Annotated in this window: 16 protein-coding genes; 9 read left to right on the top strand and 7 right to left on the bottom strand. The window is 68.9% G+C overall.

Going from position 1 to position 17,070, the window contains the following annotated elements:
- Positions 1-91 precede the first annotated feature (91 nt).
- A complete protein-coding gene (locus tag D1409_RS13895) occupies positions 92-724 on the top strand; it encodes an HAD family hydrolase (protein ID WP_123537573.1) in 633 nt (210 codons plus the stop codon).
- Positions 725-1,238: 514 nt separating this feature from the next.
- Here D1409_RS13895 and D1409_RS13900 read toward each other — a convergent pair.
- Both D1409_RS13900 and D1409_RS13905 read right to left on the bottom strand, forming a co-directional pair.
- Positions 1,239-3,206, bottom strand: a complete 1,968-nt coding sequence (locus D1409_RS13900; protein WP_123537574.1) for a molybdopterin biosynthesis protein — start codon at positions 3,204-3,206, stop codon at positions 1,239-1,241.
- Positions 3,203-4,522, bottom strand: coding sequence for a molybdopterin molybdotransferase MoeA (locus tag D1409_RS13905; RefSeq protein ID WP_123537575.1), 1,320 nt, complete (start codon positions 4,520-4,522; stop codon positions 3,203-3,205). Before D1409_RS13905 ends, D1409_RS13900 begins: the two co-directional genes overlap by 4 nt.
- A 110-nt stretch (positions 4,523-4,632) precedes the next feature.
- Between D1409_RS13905 and D1409_RS13910 the strand changes: the two genes are divergently transcribed.
- From D1409_RS13910 to D1409_RS13940, 7 genes are all read left to right on the top strand, one after another.
- The gene (locus tag D1409_RS13910; RefSeq protein WP_123537576.1) at positions 4,633-4,986 is read left to right on the top strand and encodes an Hsp20/alpha crystallin family protein; all 354 of its coding nucleotides are present in this window, start codon (positions 4,633-4,635) and stop codon (positions 4,984-4,986) included.
- Positions 4,987-4,992: 6 nt separating this feature from the next.
- Complete coding sequence (locus D1409_RS13915; RefSeq protein ID WP_123537577.1) at positions 4,993-6,654, top strand: ABC1 kinase family protein; 1,662 nt, start codon at positions 4,993-4,995, stop codon at positions 6,652-6,654.
- A 41-nt stretch (positions 6,655-6,695) separates the two neighbouring features.
- Positions 6,696-7,772 (top strand): aminotransferase class I/II-fold pyridoxal phosphate-dependent enzyme, encoded by a 1,077-nt coding sequence (locus D1409_RS13920; RefSeq protein WP_123537578.1) that lies wholly within the window; start codon positions 6,696-6,698, stop codon positions 7,770-7,772.
- Between the two features lie 129 nt (positions 7,773-7,901).
- Entirely contained in the window at positions 7,902-8,276 is a 375-nt protein-coding gene (locus D1409_RS13925; RefSeq protein ID WP_123537579.1) for a translation initiation factor IF-5A, read from the top strand.
- Between the two features lies 1 nt (position 8,277).
- Positions 8,278-9,084 (top strand): agmatinase, encoded by an 807-nt coding sequence (speB, locus tag D1409_RS13930; protein WP_123537580.1) that lies wholly within the window; start codon positions 8,278-8,280, stop codon positions 9,082-9,084.
- 69 nt (positions 9,085-9,153) lie between these two features.
- Positions 9,154-10,149 carry a hypothetical protein gene (locus D1409_RS13935; protein WP_123537581.1) on the top strand — a complete coding sequence of 332 codons (996 nt, stop codon included), beginning with the start codon at positions 9,154-9,156 and terminating at the stop codon, positions 10,147-10,149.
- A gap of 74 nt (positions 10,150-10,223) precedes the next feature.
- The gene (locus D1409_RS13940; RefSeq protein WP_123537582.1) at positions 10,224-10,991 is read left to right on the top strand and encodes a Nif3-like dinuclear metal center hexameric protein; all 768 of its coding nucleotides are present in this window, start codon (positions 10,224-10,226) and stop codon (positions 10,989-10,991) included.
- A 95-nt stretch (positions 10,992-11,086) separates the two neighbouring features.
- Here the strand turns inward: D1409_RS13940 and D1409_RS13945 are convergent, their stop codons facing one another.
- The 3 genes from D1409_RS13945 to D1409_RS13955 form a co-directional block, all read right to left on the bottom strand.
- A complete protein-coding gene (locus tag D1409_RS13945; protein WP_123537583.1) occupies positions 11,087-11,947 on the bottom strand; it encodes a hypothetical protein in 861 nt (286 codons plus the stop codon).
- 163 nt (positions 11,948-12,110) lie between these two features.
- Positions 12,111-12,989, bottom strand: coding sequence for a bactofilin family protein (locus D1409_RS13950; protein ID WP_123537584.1), 879 nt, complete (start codon positions 12,987-12,989; stop codon positions 12,111-12,113).
- Entirely contained in the window at positions 12,986-14,293 is a 1,308-nt protein-coding gene (locus D1409_RS13955; RefSeq protein ID WP_123537641.1) for an MFS transporter, read from the bottom strand. The genes D1409_RS13950 and D1409_RS13955 overlap by 4 nt, the downstream gene beginning before the upstream one ends.
- A gap of 253 nt (positions 14,294-14,546) precedes the next feature.
- On the opposite strand from D1409_RS13955, the gene D1409_RS13960 reads away from it, so the two are divergent.
- On the top strand, positions 14,547-15,413 hold the full coding sequence (locus D1409_RS13960; protein WP_123537585.1) for a CPBP family intramembrane glutamic endopeptidase: 867 nt from the start codon (positions 14,547-14,549) through the stop codon (positions 15,411-15,413).
- A 20-nt stretch (positions 15,414-15,433) separates the two neighbouring features.
- Here the strand turns inward: D1409_RS13960 and D1409_RS13965 are convergent, their stop codons facing one another.
- Together D1409_RS13965 and D1409_RS13970 are read right to left on the bottom strand one after the other, a co-directional pair.
- Entirely contained in the window at positions 15,434-16,009 is a 576-nt protein-coding gene (locus D1409_RS13965) for a flavodoxin domain-containing protein (RefSeq protein ID WP_123537586.1), read from the bottom strand.
- A 90-nt stretch (positions 16,010-16,099) separates the two neighbouring features.
- A complete protein-coding gene (locus tag D1409_RS13970) occupies positions 16,100-16,984 on the bottom strand; it encodes a CPBP family intramembrane glutamic endopeptidase (RefSeq protein ID WP_123537587.1) in 885 nt (294 codons plus the stop codon).
- Between the last annotated feature and the right edge of the window lie 86 nt (positions 16,985-17,070).

The following is a 17,070-nucleotide window of genomic DNA, read 5'->3' on the forward strand; positions in this document are numbered from 1 at the left end:
TCCCGGCCGCCCGATCCGGACGCGCCGGTTCTCGGTCCTGAGAATCCCGCCAGAAGGTACTTACAGCGCACTCACGTAGTGTAGTGATCCCATGGCCGGCCACGCGTACGATTTCTGGTTGTTCGACCTCGACGGCACGGTCGTCGACGTCGAGCCGAGTTACCCCCGGAGCGTCGTCGAGCGGGTCGGCGACAGACTGGGGTGCGGGTTCACCGAGCGAGAGGCCGACCACCTGTGGTACGGCGTCGGCGGCGCGCGCGAGAACGTGTTCGCGCGGAAGGGGCTCGACCCGGACGAGTTCTGGGACGCGTTCCACGAGGTCGAGGACCCGATGGCCCGCGCGAAGTCGACGTTCGTCTACGACGACGCCGCGGCCTTCCTGAGCGCCCTCGACGGCCCGACCGGGCTCGTCACCCACTGCCAGTCGTACCTCACCGAACCGCTCCTCGAGTATCACGACATCGCCGACTGGTTCGACACCGTGGTCTGCTGTGACGACGACACCGGCTGGAAGCCCGACCCGACGCCGGTCGAACTCGCCATGAACCGGATGGGCGTCGGGTACAACGGTCACGAGGGCGCGCTGGTCGGCGACGACCCCGACGACACCGGCGCCGCGTGGAACGCCGGCATCGACGCCATCCACGTCGACCGCGTCGACCCGATCGAACGCGGCCAGTGCGTGCTCGGCGACCACCGCGTGTCCGGCTTCGACGAGCTCTGAATCGGGAATCGACAGGTTTCGAAGTCGAGTCGCGGTCGCTGTGGCGCGCGCTGTCGCGCCGTTTATGGCGCGACAGCATCGTGCGAGGGACGAACGAGGGAGCGAAGCGAGCGAGTGAGTCGGTTGGGGAGGTGTGAGGCGCGGTGCTGCGCGTGTGCGGTCCTGGTGGATTGAAAGGGCGAGGCCCGGTCGCGCCCTCGGGGAGTCGCTGTGCGACCCCTATCTGAGCGAGCGCCAGCGAGCGAAGATATGTCGTACAGCGACCGCGAGCGGGTCGAGGGCTTTCGTCGCTTGCTGCCGGTTACAGTGGCGAGAACTGCTAGCGAGCGGGTCGAGGGCTTTCGTCGCTTGCTGCCGGTTACAGTGGCGAGAACTGCTAGCGAGCGGGTCGAGGGCTTTCGTCGCTTGCTGCCGGTTACAGTGGCGAGAACTGCTAGCGAGCGGGTCGAGGGCTTTCGTCGCTCGTCGTCGGTTGCAGTAGAGATACCGTCTCAGATCGAAGAGACAGATCCACTCACTCGCTCTCGAAGCCGTGGAGTCCGTCCAGAACGTCGGACACGTCGCCCAGAGCCTCCTCCAACTCTGAAACGCTCGCTTTCTCCGTCCGGTCGGGATTCGCGAGCACTCGCACAGACTGCGTCCCGACCGATACGAACCCCAGCCCGAGCTTCGAGGCGGTCGCGCGCAGACCCAGCCCCGCGTCAGCATCCCCGGCGGCCACGGACCGCGCGGGGCTCTCGAACGCGCGCGCGGCGAGTTCGAACCCCGAAATCGCGTCCGTAACCGCACGCCGCTCAGTACCGCGTTCGTCGGCCAGATCCGCCAGTGCGTTCGAGAGGCTGGTCCGCAGGCCCGACTCCGTTCCGCGGTTCACGAACGACAGGTCCTGATCCACGAGGTCGGCCAGCCCCTCCACTCCCGCCGGATTCCCATCGGGGACGACGAGTCCCCACTCGCGGGAGCACCCCCCGAGTTCCACGGCGTCGGCCACGCCCTCGCTCTCGGCGTCGAACGGACCGGCGACGACGGCGACGTCGGGCAGGCCGTCCCGTAACTGGCGGAGGCCGCCGCGAGACCCGCGAGCGAGATACCGCGGGCGGTCGAGGCCGTCGAGCAGGCGCGAGAGCGCGGGGTCGTCCTCGCCGACACCCAGCAGCGTCGGCGGGCACACGTCCGGGGAGAACAGGTCGACGGTCACTTGCTCGCCCGACGCGACGGCGTTCGTGTCGGCGGGCACGTCGACGACGCCGTCGGCCGCCGTCAGGGTGGTCGTCGCGCCGCTCCCCTTGTCGACGGGGTAGACAAGGGTCTCGCCGGCGGCGTCCTCGACCAATCCGACGGCGAGCAGTCGGCGGCGCCCCTCCTCAGAGCGGACGCGCTGGACCATCGACCCGTCGACGCGAGCGGTCCGCGGGTCGGGCAGTCCGACGGCCGAGCGGACGGCGGGCGCGACGAAGGTTCGGAAGATGGTCAGCGCCGAGACGGGGTAGCCCGGCAGGCCGACGTAGGCGGCGCCAGAAGATTCCGCGCCATCTCCAGAGCCCTCGTCACCGCCGATGCGGCCGACGAGCATGGGTTTCCCGGGTTTGATGGCGACGCCGTGGAGGAGGAGGTCGCCCTGTTCCTCGATGACGCGGTAGACCACGTCGACGGTGCTGGCGCTGGTCGACCCGGAGGTCAGGACGAGGTCGCAGTCGGCGGCGGCGTCGACGAGCGTCCGCTCCATCGCGTCCATGTCGTCGCCGACGTGGGGGTAAACGACGGGGTCGCCGCCGGCCTCCTCGACGGCTGTCGCGATGGCGTAGCTGTTCACGTCGTAGATCTGGCCGGCGCGACTGTCGAGGTCGCCGCCCGGGCGGACGAGTTCGTCGCCGGTCGAGACGATGGCGACCCGCGGTTTCGCGCGGACCGGTACCTCGTCGACGCCCAGCGCGGAGAGCAGACCGATCTCGCGGGGCGTGAGCGAGGTGCCCGGCCCGAGCGCGCGCTCGCCGGCGGCGATGTCCGCACCGGCGAGCATCACGTTCTCGCCGGGCGTGACGGCCGTCTCGATGCGGACGCGGCGGTCGTCGTCGCTTCCCGCTCCGTCGTCTGACTCTGCGGTGACCTCCTCCGTCCGCTCGACGATCACGACGGCGTCGGCGCCCTCGGGCATGACGGCGCCGGTCGAAATCTCGGCGATTTCGCCCGCGTCGAGGGAGACGTCGGGCGTCTCGCCGGCGTGGACGCTCCCGACCACCGGGAGGGTCACGGGGGCGTCGTCGGCGCCGTAGGTGTCGGGCGCCCGGACGGCGTAACCGTCCATCGCGGCGCGGTCGAACCCGGGCACGTCCAGCGTCGCGTCGACTCGCTCGGCGAGGACGCGCCCCCGTGCGTCTTCCAGCGGGACGCGTTCGCTGCCGGCCGACAGGTCCAGCGAGGCGACGACGTCGCGAGCGCGCTCCGGGTCGGCGAGGTCGCGGAACTCCGTGCGGTCGCTCATACGAACGCCTCCCAGCGCTCGACGGAAACCGTTTCGCCCGTGAGCACGGTGTCGCGGTCGCTCGGCACCGTCACCCAGCCGTCCGCCCGCGAGAGCGTCGAGAGCGGTTCGTCCGCGACCGGTCGCACGGCCCGCTCCGTCGCGTCCGTCGCGTTCGCCCCGTTCGCGGTGTCCTCGAACGCGACCGGGACCACCGAGGCGACGCCGGCGGTCCCGTCGAGCGGCGCGGCGAGGTCGGCGGATTCTGTGACCGGGGCCGGCGGGTCCCGGCCGGCGAGTCGAGTGACTGCGTCGCCGACCAACTGCGTCGTCGCGACGAACGCCGCCACCGGGTCGCCGGGGAGCGACAGAATCGGTCGCTCTCGAACGACACTCAGAGCGGCGGTCCCGCCGGGTTCGAGCGCCACGCCGTCGACGAGCACGTCACCGAGGTTCTCCACGACGTCGACGATACGGTCGCGTTCTCCGCTCCCCGTCCCGCCGACCGTCACGAGGAGATCCTTCGTCAGGTCGCGCTCGACGGCCGCACGGAGGGCGTTCCTGTCGGTCGGGACCGGATCACGGTAGGTCACCTTCCCGCCCCAGCGCTCGACGAACTCGGCGACGGTCGTCCCGTCGGTCTCGACGACCTCGCCGGGGTCCGGGTCACCGCCGACCAGCCCTCCCCCGGTCGGGACGATACCGACTGTCGGCCGCTGGCGGACGTCGACCCGCGTCCGTCCGACCGCCGTACAGAGCGCGGGATCCGACGCGGTCAGCTGATGGCCCGCCGGCAGCACCGTCTCGTCGGCGCCAACGTCGGCGCCCGTCGGCCGGACGCCGCTCCCGGGTTCGACCGGCCGGGTGACCGAGAGCTCCCCGTCGGTCTCGGTGACCGTTTCGAGGTCGTCCTCGGCGGCGGAGTCCGCCTCGCGCCCCACGACGGCATCGGCACCGCCGGGGAGTTCGTCGCCCGCGTGGACGCGGACGGCCGCGGGGCGGTCGCTGTCGGCCCGCTGCTGATCCGTGTCGGTTCCCCCCTGGTCGGCATCGGGCGATGCCGGCGCGTCCAGGGCCTCGGCGACGGCGAACGTGACGGCCGCAGCGTCGCTCGCGTCGGTCGTGTCGGCGGCCCGGAGGGCGAAGCCGTCGCGGACCACCTGGTCGTAGTGGGGAACGGGGCGGCGTGCGACGACGGGATCGGCCAGCGGACGGCCGACGGCGGTGCTGACCGGCAGCGTCTCGGTCCGGTCGACCGGTGCGACGGCCTCGCGGAGGCGGTCGCGGGCCGACCCGAGGGGGGTTCGGTCGGCGGCGGACCGACGTGGTTCGTCCATACCCCCGATTTCGTCGCCCGGCCAATAAGCGGTGTGACGCCCCGTCGACCGTGCGGTGTGGGACCACGGTAATCGCGGCCTTTAACGCGCTCGCTTCCCTAACATCGCTCATGTCAACCTTGCGTGATGCGCTCCGGGACTTGCCCGACGCGGTCTTCGCAGACGTGCTGGAGAGCGACGACGCGTTCGTGCTCGTGCTCGACCTGCCGGGGACGACGTCCGATACCGTCGACGTGGCGGTCGAGGGGAGTCGCCTGCGCATCGAGGCGCGCCGGGAGAAGGACGTGCCCGCGGAGTTCGACTACGTCGAGGAGGAGCGCTCGCTGTTCCTCGACGTCGAGCTCCCGCTCCCGCCGGGCGTGACCGGCGCCGGGGCCTCCGGCTCGATCGACCGGGGCGTCCTCGAGCTCGAACTCCCCAAGGCCGCGGCCGCGCCGGAGACGCAGATCCCGATCGACGACTGAGCTCACGTGAACCCACGCGCATACTGGCGATTCGTCGTCGTTACGTGGCGGTTCCTGCCGCTGCTGGTCGCGTACACGCGTGACCGCAATCGGTTCTTCCTCTTCGGCCGGAGTCGGACGGTCACCTCGGAGACCCGCCGCGACCGCGCGCAGACGCTGCTCGACACGCTGCTCACCCTCGGGCCGACGTTCATCAAACTCGGCCAGCTCCTGTCCACCCGGCCGGACGTCCTCCCCCCCGAATACATCGAGGAACTCGAGGAGCTCCAGGACCGCGTTCCGCCGGCAGACTGGGAGGAAGCCCGCGTCGTCCTGGAGGAGGAACTCGGCCCGGTCGACCAGGTGTTCGCGGAGTTCGACGACGTGGCCATCAGCGGGGCGAGCCTCGGGCAGGTGTACTACGCGACGACGGAGGACGGCGAGGTGGCGGTGAAGGTCCGCCGGCCGGGCGTCGAGGACCTCGTCGAGGCGGACCTCCGGGTGGTTCGCTGGTCGCTCCCGATCCTGATGTACTTCGTCGGCGAGGCGCGGGCGTTCTCGCTGGAGACGCTCGCCGACGAGTTCGACAAGACGATCCGCGAGGAGATGGACTACGCTCGCGAGGCGGAGATGCTGAACGAGATCCGGGCGAACTTCGAGGGGCAGCCGAAGATACGCATGCCCGAGGTCGACGAGTCGCGCTCGACGAGGCGCGTCCTCACGATGGAGTACGTCCCCGGGACGAAGATCACCGACATCGACGAACTGGACGCACAGCACCTCGACCGCACGGAACTCGCCGAGACGCTACAGGAGGCGTACCTCCAGATGATCATCCAGGACGGCGTGTTCCACGCCGACCCCCATCCCGGGAACCTCGCGGTGCAGGACGACGGCACCCTCGTGTTCTACGACTTCGGCATGAGCGGCTACGTCGACCCGTTCATCCAGGACAAGATCGTCGACTTCTACGTCGCGGTCGCCGACCAGGACATCCAGGCCATCCTCGACACCCTCGTCGAGATGGGGACGCTCAGCCCGGAGGCCGACCGGAAAGTGATGGGCGAGGTGCTGGAACTCGCCATCGCGGACGCCCGCGGCGAGGACATCGAACAGTACCGCGTCCAGCAGATCGTCCAGCAGGTCGAGGACACCATCTACGACTTCCCCTTCCGCCTCCCCGCGAACCTCGCGCTCGTCCTGCGGGTCGCGACCGTCGTCGAGGGGGTCTGCGTGACTCTCGACGAGGACTTCGACTTCATCGAGGTGGCGACCGGCTACCTGCGCGGCGAGGGGTTCCTCGCGGACACGGCACGGGAGTACGTCGAGGACCGCGTCGACGAGGTCCAGGAGGCCACGAAGTCGGCCGTGCGGACGCCGCCGAAACTGGAGACGGTGCTCGACCGGGCCATCAACGAGGACCTGCAGGTCGAGGTGGACTTCCGCGACTCCCAGAACCTCCTCGGGCGGGTGACTCGCCGCCTCATCTACGGGATGGTGCTCGCGAGCGCGGTCTTCTCGTCGGCCGTCCTCTTCGCGTTCGAACAGATCGTCGCCGCCGGGGTCACCGTCGGACTGGCCGCGGTGGTCGCGACACTGCTGTACTACTCCTTCCGGAAACGCCGGGGCATCCGCGCCCAACCGCAGTTCACCAGACAGAGCATGCGCGAGCGCGAGCGCGAACGGTAGTCGCCCCGACCCTTTTCCGCCGACCGCTCCCAACGTCGAGCATGCACGTCGAGCCCTTCGCCCTCGAACGCTGGCTGGCCGACCACGAACACGACGCGGCCGTCAACCTCGGCGACAGCGGCGTCAGACCGCTCGAGGCCGACCGATTCGACACCGACCCCGGGCGGCTGGGATACGTCGTCCCGACGAACGGCGACCCGGACCTCCGGGCGCGCGTCGCCGAGCGCTACGACCGCGCGGCCGACGAACTCCTCTTCACCTGCGGGACACAGGAGGCGAACTTCCTGGCCGTGCTCGCGACGCTGGACCGGGACAGCCACGCGGTGTGCGTGACGCCGACCTACCAGTCGTTGCACTCGCTCCCGGACGCGGTCGCGGACGTGACGCGGGTCGAACTCGCCGCGCCGGACTGGCGACTGAACATCGACGCCGTCGCGGAGGCGGTCGAACCGCACACGGACCTGATCGTCCTCAACAACCCGAACAATCCGACGGGGAAGAGCCATCCACAGGAGACCGTCGAGGCGGTGTACGAACTGGCGGCCGCGGCCGACGCCTACCTCCTCTCCGACGAGGTGTATCGGCCGCTCGCCGCGCCCGAGGAGCGAGTCGAACCGGTCGCCAGCATGGGTCCGTACGGTATCAGCACCTGCGGGCTGTCGAAGGGGTGGGGACTCCCGGGACTCCGCTTCGGCTGGCTCGCCGGTCCCGAAGCCGTCGTCTCCGCGGCGTGGGAGTGGAAGGACTACACGACCATTTCGCCCTCCGCCTTCGGCCAGCACGTCGGCCGGCAGGCCATCGACCGCGAGGACGAACTCCTCGCCGAGAACCGGACGCACGTCCGGCGGAACCGGGACCTGCTCGGCGAGTTCGCAGAGTCGTACGGACTCGACTGGCACCTCCCCGCGGGGGCGACGGGATTCCTGACCGTTCCAGAGGAGTTCGAGTCCGGCGAGGCGTTCGCTCGGGCGCTCGTGGACGAGGGCGTGGTCGTCGCGCCGGGCGAGACGTTCGGGCGGCCGGGGTACGTCCGCGTCGGGTTCGGGGCCGAGCGGACGACGCTCGAGGACGGGATCGAGCGGATGGGCGCCGTGATCGACGAGCGGCGGTCGGGGTGAGGTGCCGAGACTGCCCCTCGCTGAGCGACCGAGACTGGCCGGTGACAGCGAGTGCGGGCCGACGCGGCGGAATTTTCGGGGCGAGGGCGTTCCAAACCGTTTATACTGGTCGCTCGTTTACGGCGCGGTATGGCAACGAAGCAGGTCGAGGTCCGCGATCTGGACGAGGGCAGCTACGTGATGATCGACGACGTAGCCTGCAAGATCAACGCATACAGTACGGCGAAACCCGGCAAGCACGGCAGCGCGAAGGCTCGCGTCGAGGCCGAGGGCGTCTTCGACGGGAAGAAGCGCAACCTCTCCCAGCCGGTCGACGCGAAGATCCGCGTCCCGATCATCAACCGCAAGCAGGGCCAGGTCGTCTCGACCTCCGGCGACGAGGCGCAGGTCATGGACCTCGAGACGTACGACACGTTCACGCTCGCGCTCCCCGACGGCGTCTCGATGGCGCCCGACGACGAGATCGAGTACCTCGAGATGGAAGAGCAGCGCAAGATCGTCTAGGATGTTCCCCGGCGCGGCCGCCGCGCGGAGCGACGCCGACTACGCGCTCGTCGGCGCGCCGCTCGACGCTTCGACGTCGTTCGAGCCCGGCGCTCGCTTCGGCCCGCGCCGCGTCCGCCACTACGCCGAGGCGTTCGACGACTACGACCACCACACCGACCAGCGATTCTCCTCGCTCGCCGTCTACGACCACGGCGACGTCGGTCCCACCGCCGACACGGCCGAGTATCTCACTTTCCTCCGCGGCGCGCTCTCGGACTTTCGCCAGGAAGGGGCGCTCCCGATGCTCGTCGGCGGCGAGCACACGGTGACCGTCGCGGGCGTCCGTGCCGTCGACCCCGACGTGTTCGTCTGTCTCGACGCCCATCTCGACTTGCGGGAGTCCTACGCGGGCGACCCGCTCAGTCACGCGACGGTGACGCGCCACGCCCTCGACGCGGCCGACCGCGCGGTGGTCCTCGGCGCCCGCACCGGCAGCGAAGCCGAGTGGGACCGCGCGAGCGAGTCGGACGTGACCGTCGTCGACCCGGCCGACGTGAGCGACTGGGAGCCGTCGTTCGACGCCGACGACTCCGTCTACCTGAGCGTCGATATCGACGCCTTCGACCCCGGGTACGCGCCGGGGACGGGGACGATGGAGCCGTTCGGGCTCGCGCCGCGAGAGGGGCGGCGGGTCGTCCGCGAGGTCGCGCCCGCGACGGACGGATTCGACGTCGTCGAGGTCAACGACGGCGACGACGGGCAGTCGGCGGTGCTGGCGGCGAAGCTCCTGCGGGCGTTCGTCTACGAGCACGCCGCGAGCAGATAGCGGACGCGGTCACGCGATCGCTGCCCCGGCACCGACCGTTTTACGTCGGCCCGGATAGACGGTTCCGACATGGACCAGCTCTCGTCGTGTTACTTCTGTGGCGCCGCGCTGGACGCCACACTCGATGAACACCCGGTGGTGCCGTCGGCGCTCCACCCAGGCACCGACTCCCAGAAGACGATCGTCCTCTGTGGGACCTGTCAGCGGAAACTCGACGCCGTGCTCGACACCGTCGTCGACGCCGTCGAGCGAAACGCCGACGGTATCGTCCGTGACCGTCAGGCGGACGCCGACGACGGGGGCGCGAGCGGAGACGACCTCGAATCGACGCTCGGGGACGACGAAGCGATCCTCTCTTCGCTCGGCGAGGACGACGCGACGGACGAGGAGGCCGCCGAAGCCTCGGCGATGGAGTTCGGTGACGACCGCGAGGCCGCCGAGGAGTCCTCGGAATCGGCGGCAGACGAGGGGGAGTCCGCCGCGGACGATACGGACGACGAGTCTGCGGACGACGGACCGAAGGAACCCAAGTACACGAAGTCCCGGGGCGCCGGGTTCCGCAAGGAGGACGAGGGGCCGACGAGTTCGCGTTCGCTCACCGGCGGCGCCTTCGACGACGACGACGACGACGCGTCGAGCAGGTCGACGAGCAAATCGACTTCCAGCGCGTCGTCGAGCAGTTCCGGTGGATCGTCGAGCGGTTCCGGCGGATCGTCGAGTAGTTCCGGCACGTCGTCGGGAGGATCCGACGGTTCGACGGGCGGTTCCGGCGGCAGTGGTGGGTCGAGCGGTGGCAGTAGTGATTCCAGCAGCGGCAGTAGTGAGTCCAGCGGCAGTGGCGGCAGTAAACCGAAGCGCGACGTCTCGATGTCGCGACTGGAGAACACGAAGGTGATGCGTCTGCTGGAGAACCGGGAGTTTCCGGTCGACAAGGACGAGTTCGTCACCGTCGCGGCCAACGCCTACCAGATCTCGCGGGACGACTGCGAGAAGGTGCTCGATCTGGCCGTCGAGCACGGTCTGCTCCGCGAAGAAAGCGGACAGCTCTACGGCGGCGACGCGTAACGCCAGGTCGATCGGGGCCACCGGCTCTCCGCGGATCCGCAACCGATAGGCCCCCGTCCGTCGAACGGGCGGGTATGGACCTCTCGACGATCTGCGAGCGGTACGACGAGCGGCTCTCACCGGGCGAGTACGCCGACGTGGACGCCAGCGCCAACGGTCTCCAGGTCGGACCCGGAGAAGCGTCGGTCGACACGGTCGCGTTCGCCGTCGACGCCGCGGGCGCGACCATCGAGACGGCCGCCGACCGCGGAGCGGACCTGCTCGTGGTCCACCACGGCCTCTCCTGGGGCGGCATCGACCGCGTCACCGGGCTCTCCTACGATCGAATCGCACCGCTGATCGAGCGAGACCTGGCACTGTACGCGATGCATCTCCCGCTGGACGGCCACGACGAACTCGGCAACGCCGCCGGCGTCGCGGACGTACTGGGACTGGAAGCCCGGGAACCGTTCGGCGAAGTCGGCCCGGTCACCATCGGCCAGCGCGGGCGGGCGTCCGAGCCGATGTCGGCGGCCGAGCTAGCGAGCACGCTCGAAGCGAACCTGGACACCGGCGGCGAGGGCGTCCAGTACTTCGATTACGGCCCCGAATCGATCGAGGACGTGGCCATCGTCACCGGCGGCGGCGCCGACTGGCTGGAGGAGGCCATCGACGCCGGCGTGGACGCGTTCGTCTCCGGCGAGGGCAAACAGAAAGTGTACCACCAGGCCCGCGACGCCGGCGTGAACGTCTTCCTCGGCGGGCACTACGCCACCGAGACGTTCGGCGTGCGGGCGTTGCAGGAACTGGCCGAGGAGTGGGACGTCGAGACGACGTACGTCGACCACCCGACCGGCCTATAGGACCACCTGTCTCGCCGGCAGTCGGTTCGCGGGACGCGTCGACGCCGGCCCGCTGAGTACAGACGGGGTCGCCAGAGCTGCACCGATTCTCTCGCTCAATCGGTCCGTGAGGGATCTGGACTCCCGGCGCTCGAAGCGAGCGAGCGGGAGTCTATCGCTCGAACGAACCGGACGACGAGTCCGAGGCCCAGCAGGCTCAGCGCCACGAACACCGCGATCTGGGGCAGCGGCACCGACTGGCCGTCGCGCAGCATGAAGACGATCATCGCGAGCACGGCGAGTCCGAGCGTCGTCCCCTTCACGAGGAGGACGCCCGTGAACGCGTATCCCATCGGCCGACGCTTCCACAGCAGGTACGACGAGATCCCGAACGACGGGACGACGACGCCGAGGTCCATCGACTGGATGACCGGCACGGGCAGGTCGGTTTCGGCGATGCTCGGCGGTCTCGTGCCGGCGAGGCTCGCGGGTCCGACTTCGCCCACCCACATGAGCGTGAGCAACACAGCGACGAGTAGCTGAAACCCGACGTAGGCCCGGATAGAGCGCTCGCCGAACGCGCGTTTCAGTGATCCGGCGTCCAGGCGAGCGACGCCTCCGACCAGCGTACAGAGCGTCAGCGCGAACAGCGCGACGTACAGCAGGTACAGTTCGTTGAACGCCGTGAGGAACGCGTAGGACGCGTACGTGTACAGCAGATAACCCGTCACGCCGAGCCAGACGACGTAGCCCCGGAGCGACCCGCGGGCGGCGTACGACAGCGAGACGGCGAGTACCGGGACCGCGACCCCCAGCGTCAGCAGGTCCTGCCCGTACAGCTGCGGAAGCAGTACCGCCGCATCGCGGTAAAACCCGGGAACGAACAGTCCGACCGACGTCGCCACCACAGTGAACGCGAGCGTCGCGACTGTCGCGAGGATGTACGGGCGCGACAGTGAGTGAGACCCGGTGGTCATGGTTCAACTGTCCCTCCGCGTCACCTTCAACCTCGGGCCGGCCGAGACGGGAGCGACCGCCGGATACGCGGGTACGAGCGACTGCCCGGACCCGAGCATCGGTCTCGTCGGTCGCCCGGGAGATTCTGCCGGACTCGGCCCCGAAGTCGGACTGCGAGGCCCGCTATCGAACGGCCCCGTCCGGGATAGACACCGGCTCGAAGCGCTGGAGTCCGAAGTACGTGTTCAGCACGGCACCGAAACCGACGACGAACAGTCCGAACTGGACGATCGCGCCGAGGTACGGAACGAGGCCGAGCAGTTCGATCCCGAGGAGGAAGACGCCGATTCCCGCGACCGTCGCGGCGTCGGGGCGGTCGATCGGCAGCCGCGTCCCGACGAGATGGCCGAACGCGATCTGGCCGTACAGGACGATCAGCAGTTCGCCGACGAGTCCCGCGACGCTGAGCGGGATCAGGAGGAGGGTGAACGCCATGTACACGAAGAGGACCAGGAGCGCGAGGCTCCCGAGCGCACCGACGACGCCGCTGACGAGCGCGTGTTCGGTGATCGCGTGGCCGAGGTTGTCGAACAGCGCGGGCCGTCGCCGCGCGAGCCAGCCGCCGACGACCGCGAGCAGGAGGAACTGCAGCAGGAACGCCCCGATCCGCCTCGCTGGCGAGGCGGTGGGCGTCGGTGGGTCGAACGACGACACGGCGCCGACTGTCGCCCCGTCGGCGACCGACGAATCGCCGCTGATCGTCTGGAGCGTCCCGGTGACGACGCCGTCGCCGAGGATGGAGGCGTTACCCGCGAACACGGTGACGTCACCGTCGAGTTCGCCCGCGATACGTGCGGTGCCGCCGATGACGTAGAGGTCGCCGGAGACCGAGCCGTTCGCCGGGACCGTGGACGTTCCGCCCGCGACCACGTGCACGTCGTCGAGCGTTTCGACGGTGTTCGCCCCCTCGAACGTGACGGTCATCTCGTCGACGTCCCCGCCACCGGCCGAGACCACGAGCAACACGACGATCAGTAAGGGGATGGCCTCCGTCGGTGTCATGCCGTCGCACCTCCGTCGGCGCCGGCGATCTCGACCATCCGGCGGACGTACAGTCCGACGGCGAGGCCGAACAGCAACAGGAGCGAGAGCGCCTGCACGACGTTGAGATGCGACAGGAGCGGCAGCTCGGTCGCCTGGAAGTACAGCGCGAGCGCGGTACTCGTGAACGTGGCGAGCCACCCGGCGACGCCGATCCCGATGGCCGAGTGCGTCCCGATCGTCTCCGGCGTCGAGATGTCCGGCCACAGCGCGAAGTTCAACGTCGTGTAGAAGCTCACCGCGACCGCGTAGAACGCGGGATTGAGCGGCGACGACGAGCCCGCCGTGAGCGTCGGGAACACCGCCGCCACCCGCAAGTCCGAGGTGTAGAGGACGTGCGTCAGTGCGAACAGGGCGAACGTCCAGAGGAACACCCGATTCATCGGGTAGTTCACGTAGATGACGCCGGCCATCACCGCTCCGAGGACGTGCGCGACGGCGATGACCCATCGCGTCGCGAGGTCGGGCGACTGCCAGGAACTGAGCAGCAACGACGGGGTATCGATGATGCGCAGAAAGCCCAGGCTGTCGACGAAGAACACCCCGAACATGAGCACGACCGGGACGGCGAACGCGAGGCTCCGCGCCCGTACCGGGTCCGGGTAGCAGAACCGCCCGCGTCCAAACTCGCGGTGCTGACCGCCGAGTTCCGAGAGAACCGCCTCGACGCGTGTCACCCGCCCGGAGGCCAGGACGGCCAGGACGACGAGCCCCGGCGCCATCGCGGCGGTCATCAGCCGGCTGAACACGTCTATCGACCACGATAGCGGGACGGCGTTCGCCGCGAAGTACGCGATCGCCGTGATAGCGGCGGCGACGTAACCCCTGTCGGGGACCGGGACGAGATCGATCGCCAGCGAGAAGGAGACGGGAAAGCCGACGCCCAGCCCGACGGAGGCGGCGACGATCCAGGCGCCGAACGCGGGGACCGTCCGAACGTGGGGCGCGACGAGCGTGAGGGCAAACTGGACGCAGACGACGCCGAACAGCAGCCGGAGTTTCGTCCGAACGTCCGTACTCCAGCCGCGACGGTCCATCGTCACACCGGTGACCACGGCGACGAGGAGGGTGCACAGCGCGAGGGCAGCCATCCACGCGGAGACGGCCGTCTCGGACATGCCGACCAGCCGGGTCCCGAGGTCGATCAGTCCCAGCTGGACGAAGGTGAGGTTGTAGTAGTACCCGGCGACCATCAGGGCGACGAACAGCAGGTATCCGAACACCGTCGTCCACTGGCGTTCGCGCAGGTACGTGGTGAGACGCATCGGAATCTCGCTACCCATCGATCCTCTGTCTGAGGTAATAAAATCGGGCCGTCGCTCGGGGCCGCGGAACTGAACGCGAAGTCGCGGAACTGAAGGGTCAGTTGCGAAGACTCCATCCCATACTCGACACGGTGACTCCGAATCACACAGACGGCTACATCGGGGCGCGAACACCAGCACCAGTGTCCGACACTGATCTTATCAACTGACGCGACCATAATTCACACCGAGTCTGCCAGAACGACCCGTTCCAATGGAGAGAGCTATCGACCGTCTCCGGCTTCGAGGGCTGCCGTTCTTCGACCTCTGGGGATACCTGCTGTTCTCGCACGGCTGGACGTGGCTCTGGTGGAGCGTCAACGTCATCGCTGGATACGAGGCGTTCGGTCGGGGTCTGCCGTTCACCGTCGTCGGTGGCGTCGGCCCTCTCCTGGGCGGCGTCGCTATGACGTACGTGACCTACGGACCGCGCGGCCTGGCCGACCTCCGGGAGCGACTGACCGATATCGAGCGGATCTCTCCTCGTTGGGCCGCGACGACGGTCCTGTTCTTCCCGGTCGTGACGTTCCTCACGGCGTCGGTGACGGGGGTCGTCACTGGGAATCCGCTCCCGCTGGAGACCACGTTCTTCGAACTGCTGGGCGACCCGGGCGCTTTCGTAGCGACGGCGCTCGTGATTCTCGTGGTCGGTCCACTGCCCGAAGAGGTCGGCTGGCGCGGCTACCTCCTCGACCGGTGCCAGGTCCGCTGGTCTGCGCTCGCGTCTGGACTGGCCGTGGGCCTCGTCTGGGCCGTCTGGCACGCTCCCCTGTTCGTGATGCCCGGCTACTTCGCGAACTTCGATTTCGCTCCTGATCCGGTCTGCTTCGGGACGAACGTCGTGCTCGTGTCGGTCGTCTACACGTGGCTCTACAACAACACGGACAGGAGCGTCCTCGCACTCGTCGGATTCCACTTCCTGGAGAACTTCGTCGGGCAGGTAACGACGCTCCCCCCGACCGCAGAGCCGATAGGCATCGTCGTCCGGGTGGCGGTGGTTCTGGGAGTCGTCGTCTGGTTCGGTCGGCAGACGTTTCGACGTGACCGGATTCTACCCGCGCCGCCGCCGGCGCTTTCGTAACCGCCCGGGCGACGGCTCGGCTACGTGTCGCCCACCGACGGGGTGAGACCGAGCCGACCTTCGACGAACGCGGCGAAGTCGTTCGTGAACGCTTCGACCTCCGCCCAGTCGGTGTACTCGTAGTCGCGAGACGCGTCCGTGTCTCCGGTCGCGTCTTTCGCGATCCGTTTCATCAGCAGGCGTTTGAGGAAGCCGTACTTCGAGTACCGGAGCGCACCGCCGAACAGGCCGACCCGGTCGGGCTGCCACCCCGTCTCGTCGACGAAGGTCTCGACGTACCCGGCTGCCTCGGCACGGCGTTCGGGGTCGTCGGAGGCCGAGGATAGCGATATCTGGAAGAAGCCCGTCGGTCGCGCGACGAGCGCATCGTGGTTGTCGGTGACGAACGACGTGACCGTCGACGCTTGCTTGCCGACGTGGATCGAAGTCCCGACGAGCACCGCGTCGAACTCCGCGACGGCGAGGTCCGACGGCAGGTCCGAGGCGTCGACGACCGTCGGGTCGTGACCGCGGTCGGTGAGCGTGTCCGCGACGCGGTCCGCGACCGTCGCGGTCTGGCCTTCTCCGGTCCCGTAGCACACCAGGATAGACGCCATACGAGAGTTACGGCCGTCCGTTCGATAAGTGTTGCTCGGACGACTTCACGACGAGCGGGACGGTCGACCGGGTAGTTCGACCGGGGAGCGTCAATCGAGACCGACGACCTCGGGTCCGGGAATCTCGTCGCTCGCGAGTCGGTCGCCGCCGTAGACGAGCACGAGCGCGACTGCGCACAGGACGAGCGGGACGGCGCCGGTCACTTCGGCGAGGAGGTTCAACGCAGTATCCGGGACTCCGCCGGGCGCCAACGCCTCCGTGTCGGCGGGATGGAAGACGCCCATTCCGTTGAGGCCGGCGTGGAACACGGCGACAGCGAGGACGCTGCCGGTGCTGTTGTACATCCAGGTCCAGAGGATCGACCCGGCCAGGATCGACACTACCCAGATGAGCTGCTGGGAGAGCGGCCACCCGCCGTGAGTCGTGGTCGCGTTGAGGAACAGCGGGAGGTGCCAGCCGGCCCACGACACGCCGACGACGACACTCGAAACCAGCGCACTGTACCTGTCCTGGAGCAACGGGAGCATGAACCCGCGCCAGCCGAGGTCTTCCTGCCCGCCGCCCCACAGCGTGCCCCAGGCCAGCACGAAGAGGTAGATACCCGGGAACGGGAACGAACCCAGGTCGATCGGCCCGCCGAGCGCGACGAACAGGACGATGCCCGACCCGAGTAGTACGAACGGGAGTCCGAGCGCGATGGCCCACCACCTAGCACCGATACGCCAGACGAAGAACTGTCCGATCCACTTGCGGAGGTCGCCGCCGCTGGCCCAGATGACGACGGCGGCTCCGACGGGCGGCCCGAACGCGCCGAATCCGATGAGGATCGACTGCGTCCACGACGCCTCCAGCCCCATGGCCGCGACGATCCCCTGGATCACCCACGTGAACGAGTACGTTATCAGCAGGAAGGCGACGAGCCGGTGGTCGTCGATCCACGACCGGACAGCGGACTGCTGGGACTCGTCACTCATCGGTTCTCACTCACACTACGCGAAACGGGCGCTCTGTCGTCGTGGTAGCGGTGCACACAACCGAGCACTGGCGTCCAGTGAAAAAA

This window comes from Halosimplex salinum (assembly GCF_003730195.1).
In the GTDB taxonomy this organism is placed as follows: Archaea; Halobacteriota; Halobacteria; order Halobacteriales; family Haloarculaceae; genus Halosimplex; species Halosimplex salinum.

Excerpts from the sequence above, each read along its gene's own strand:
- D1409_RS13895 (WP_123537573.1), top strand. The coding sequence starts at position 92 with ATGGCCGGCCACGCGTACGATTTCTGGTTGTTCGACCTCGACGGCACG.
- D1409_RS13900 (WP_123537574.1), bottom strand. The coding sequence starts at position 3,206 with ATGAGCGACCGCACGGAGTTCCGCGACCTCGCCGACCCGGAGCGCGCT.
- D1409_RS13905 (WP_123537575.1), bottom strand. The coding sequence starts at position 4,522 with ATGGACGAACCACGTCGGTCCGCCGCCGACCGAACCCCCCTCGGGTCG.
- D1409_RS13910 (WP_123537576.1), top strand. The coding sequence starts at position 4,633 with ATGTCAACCTTGCGTGATGCGCTCCGGGACTTGCCCGACGCGGTCTTC.
- D1409_RS13920 (WP_123537578.1), top strand. The coding sequence starts at position 6,696 with ATGCACGTCGAGCCCTTCGCCCTCGAACGCTGGCTGGCCGACCACGAA.
- D1409_RS13925 (WP_123537579.1), top strand. The coding sequence starts at position 7,902 with ATGGCAACGAAGCAGGTCGAGGTCCGCGATCTGGACGAGGGCAGCTAC.
- speB (WP_123537580.1), top strand. The coding sequence starts at position 8,278 with ATGTTCCCCGGCGCGGCCGCCGCGCGGAGCGACGCCGACTACGCGCTC.
- D1409_RS13935 (WP_123537581.1), top strand. The coding sequence starts at position 9,154 with ATGGACCAGCTCTCGTCGTGTTACTTCTGTGGCGCCGCGCTGGACGCC.
- D1409_RS13940 (WP_123537582.1), top strand. The coding sequence starts at position 10,224 with ATGGACCTCTCGACGATCTGCGAGCGGTACGACGAGCGGCTCTCACCG.
- D1409_RS13945 (WP_123537583.1), bottom strand. The coding sequence starts at position 11,947 with ATGACCACCGGGTCTCACTCACTGTCGCGCCCGTACATCCTCGCGACA.
- D1409_RS13950 (WP_123537584.1), bottom strand. The coding sequence starts at position 12,989 with ATGACACCGACGGAGGCCATCCCCTTACTGATCGTCGTGTTGCTCGTG.
- D1409_RS13955 (WP_123537641.1), bottom strand. The coding sequence starts at position 14,293 with ATGCGTCTCACCACGTACCTGCGCGAACGCCAGTGGACGACGGTGTTC.
- D1409_RS13960 (WP_123537585.1), top strand. The coding sequence starts at position 14,547 with ATGGAGAGAGCTATCGACCGTCTCCGGCTTCGAGGGCTGCCGTTCTTC.
- D1409_RS13965 (WP_123537586.1), bottom strand. The coding sequence starts at position 16,009 with ATGGCGTCTATCCTGGTGTGCTACGGGACCGGAGAAGGCCAGACCGCG.
- D1409_RS13970 (WP_123537587.1), bottom strand. The coding sequence starts at position 16,984 with ATGAGTGACGAGTCCCAGCAGTCCGCTGTCCGGTCGTGGATCGACGAC.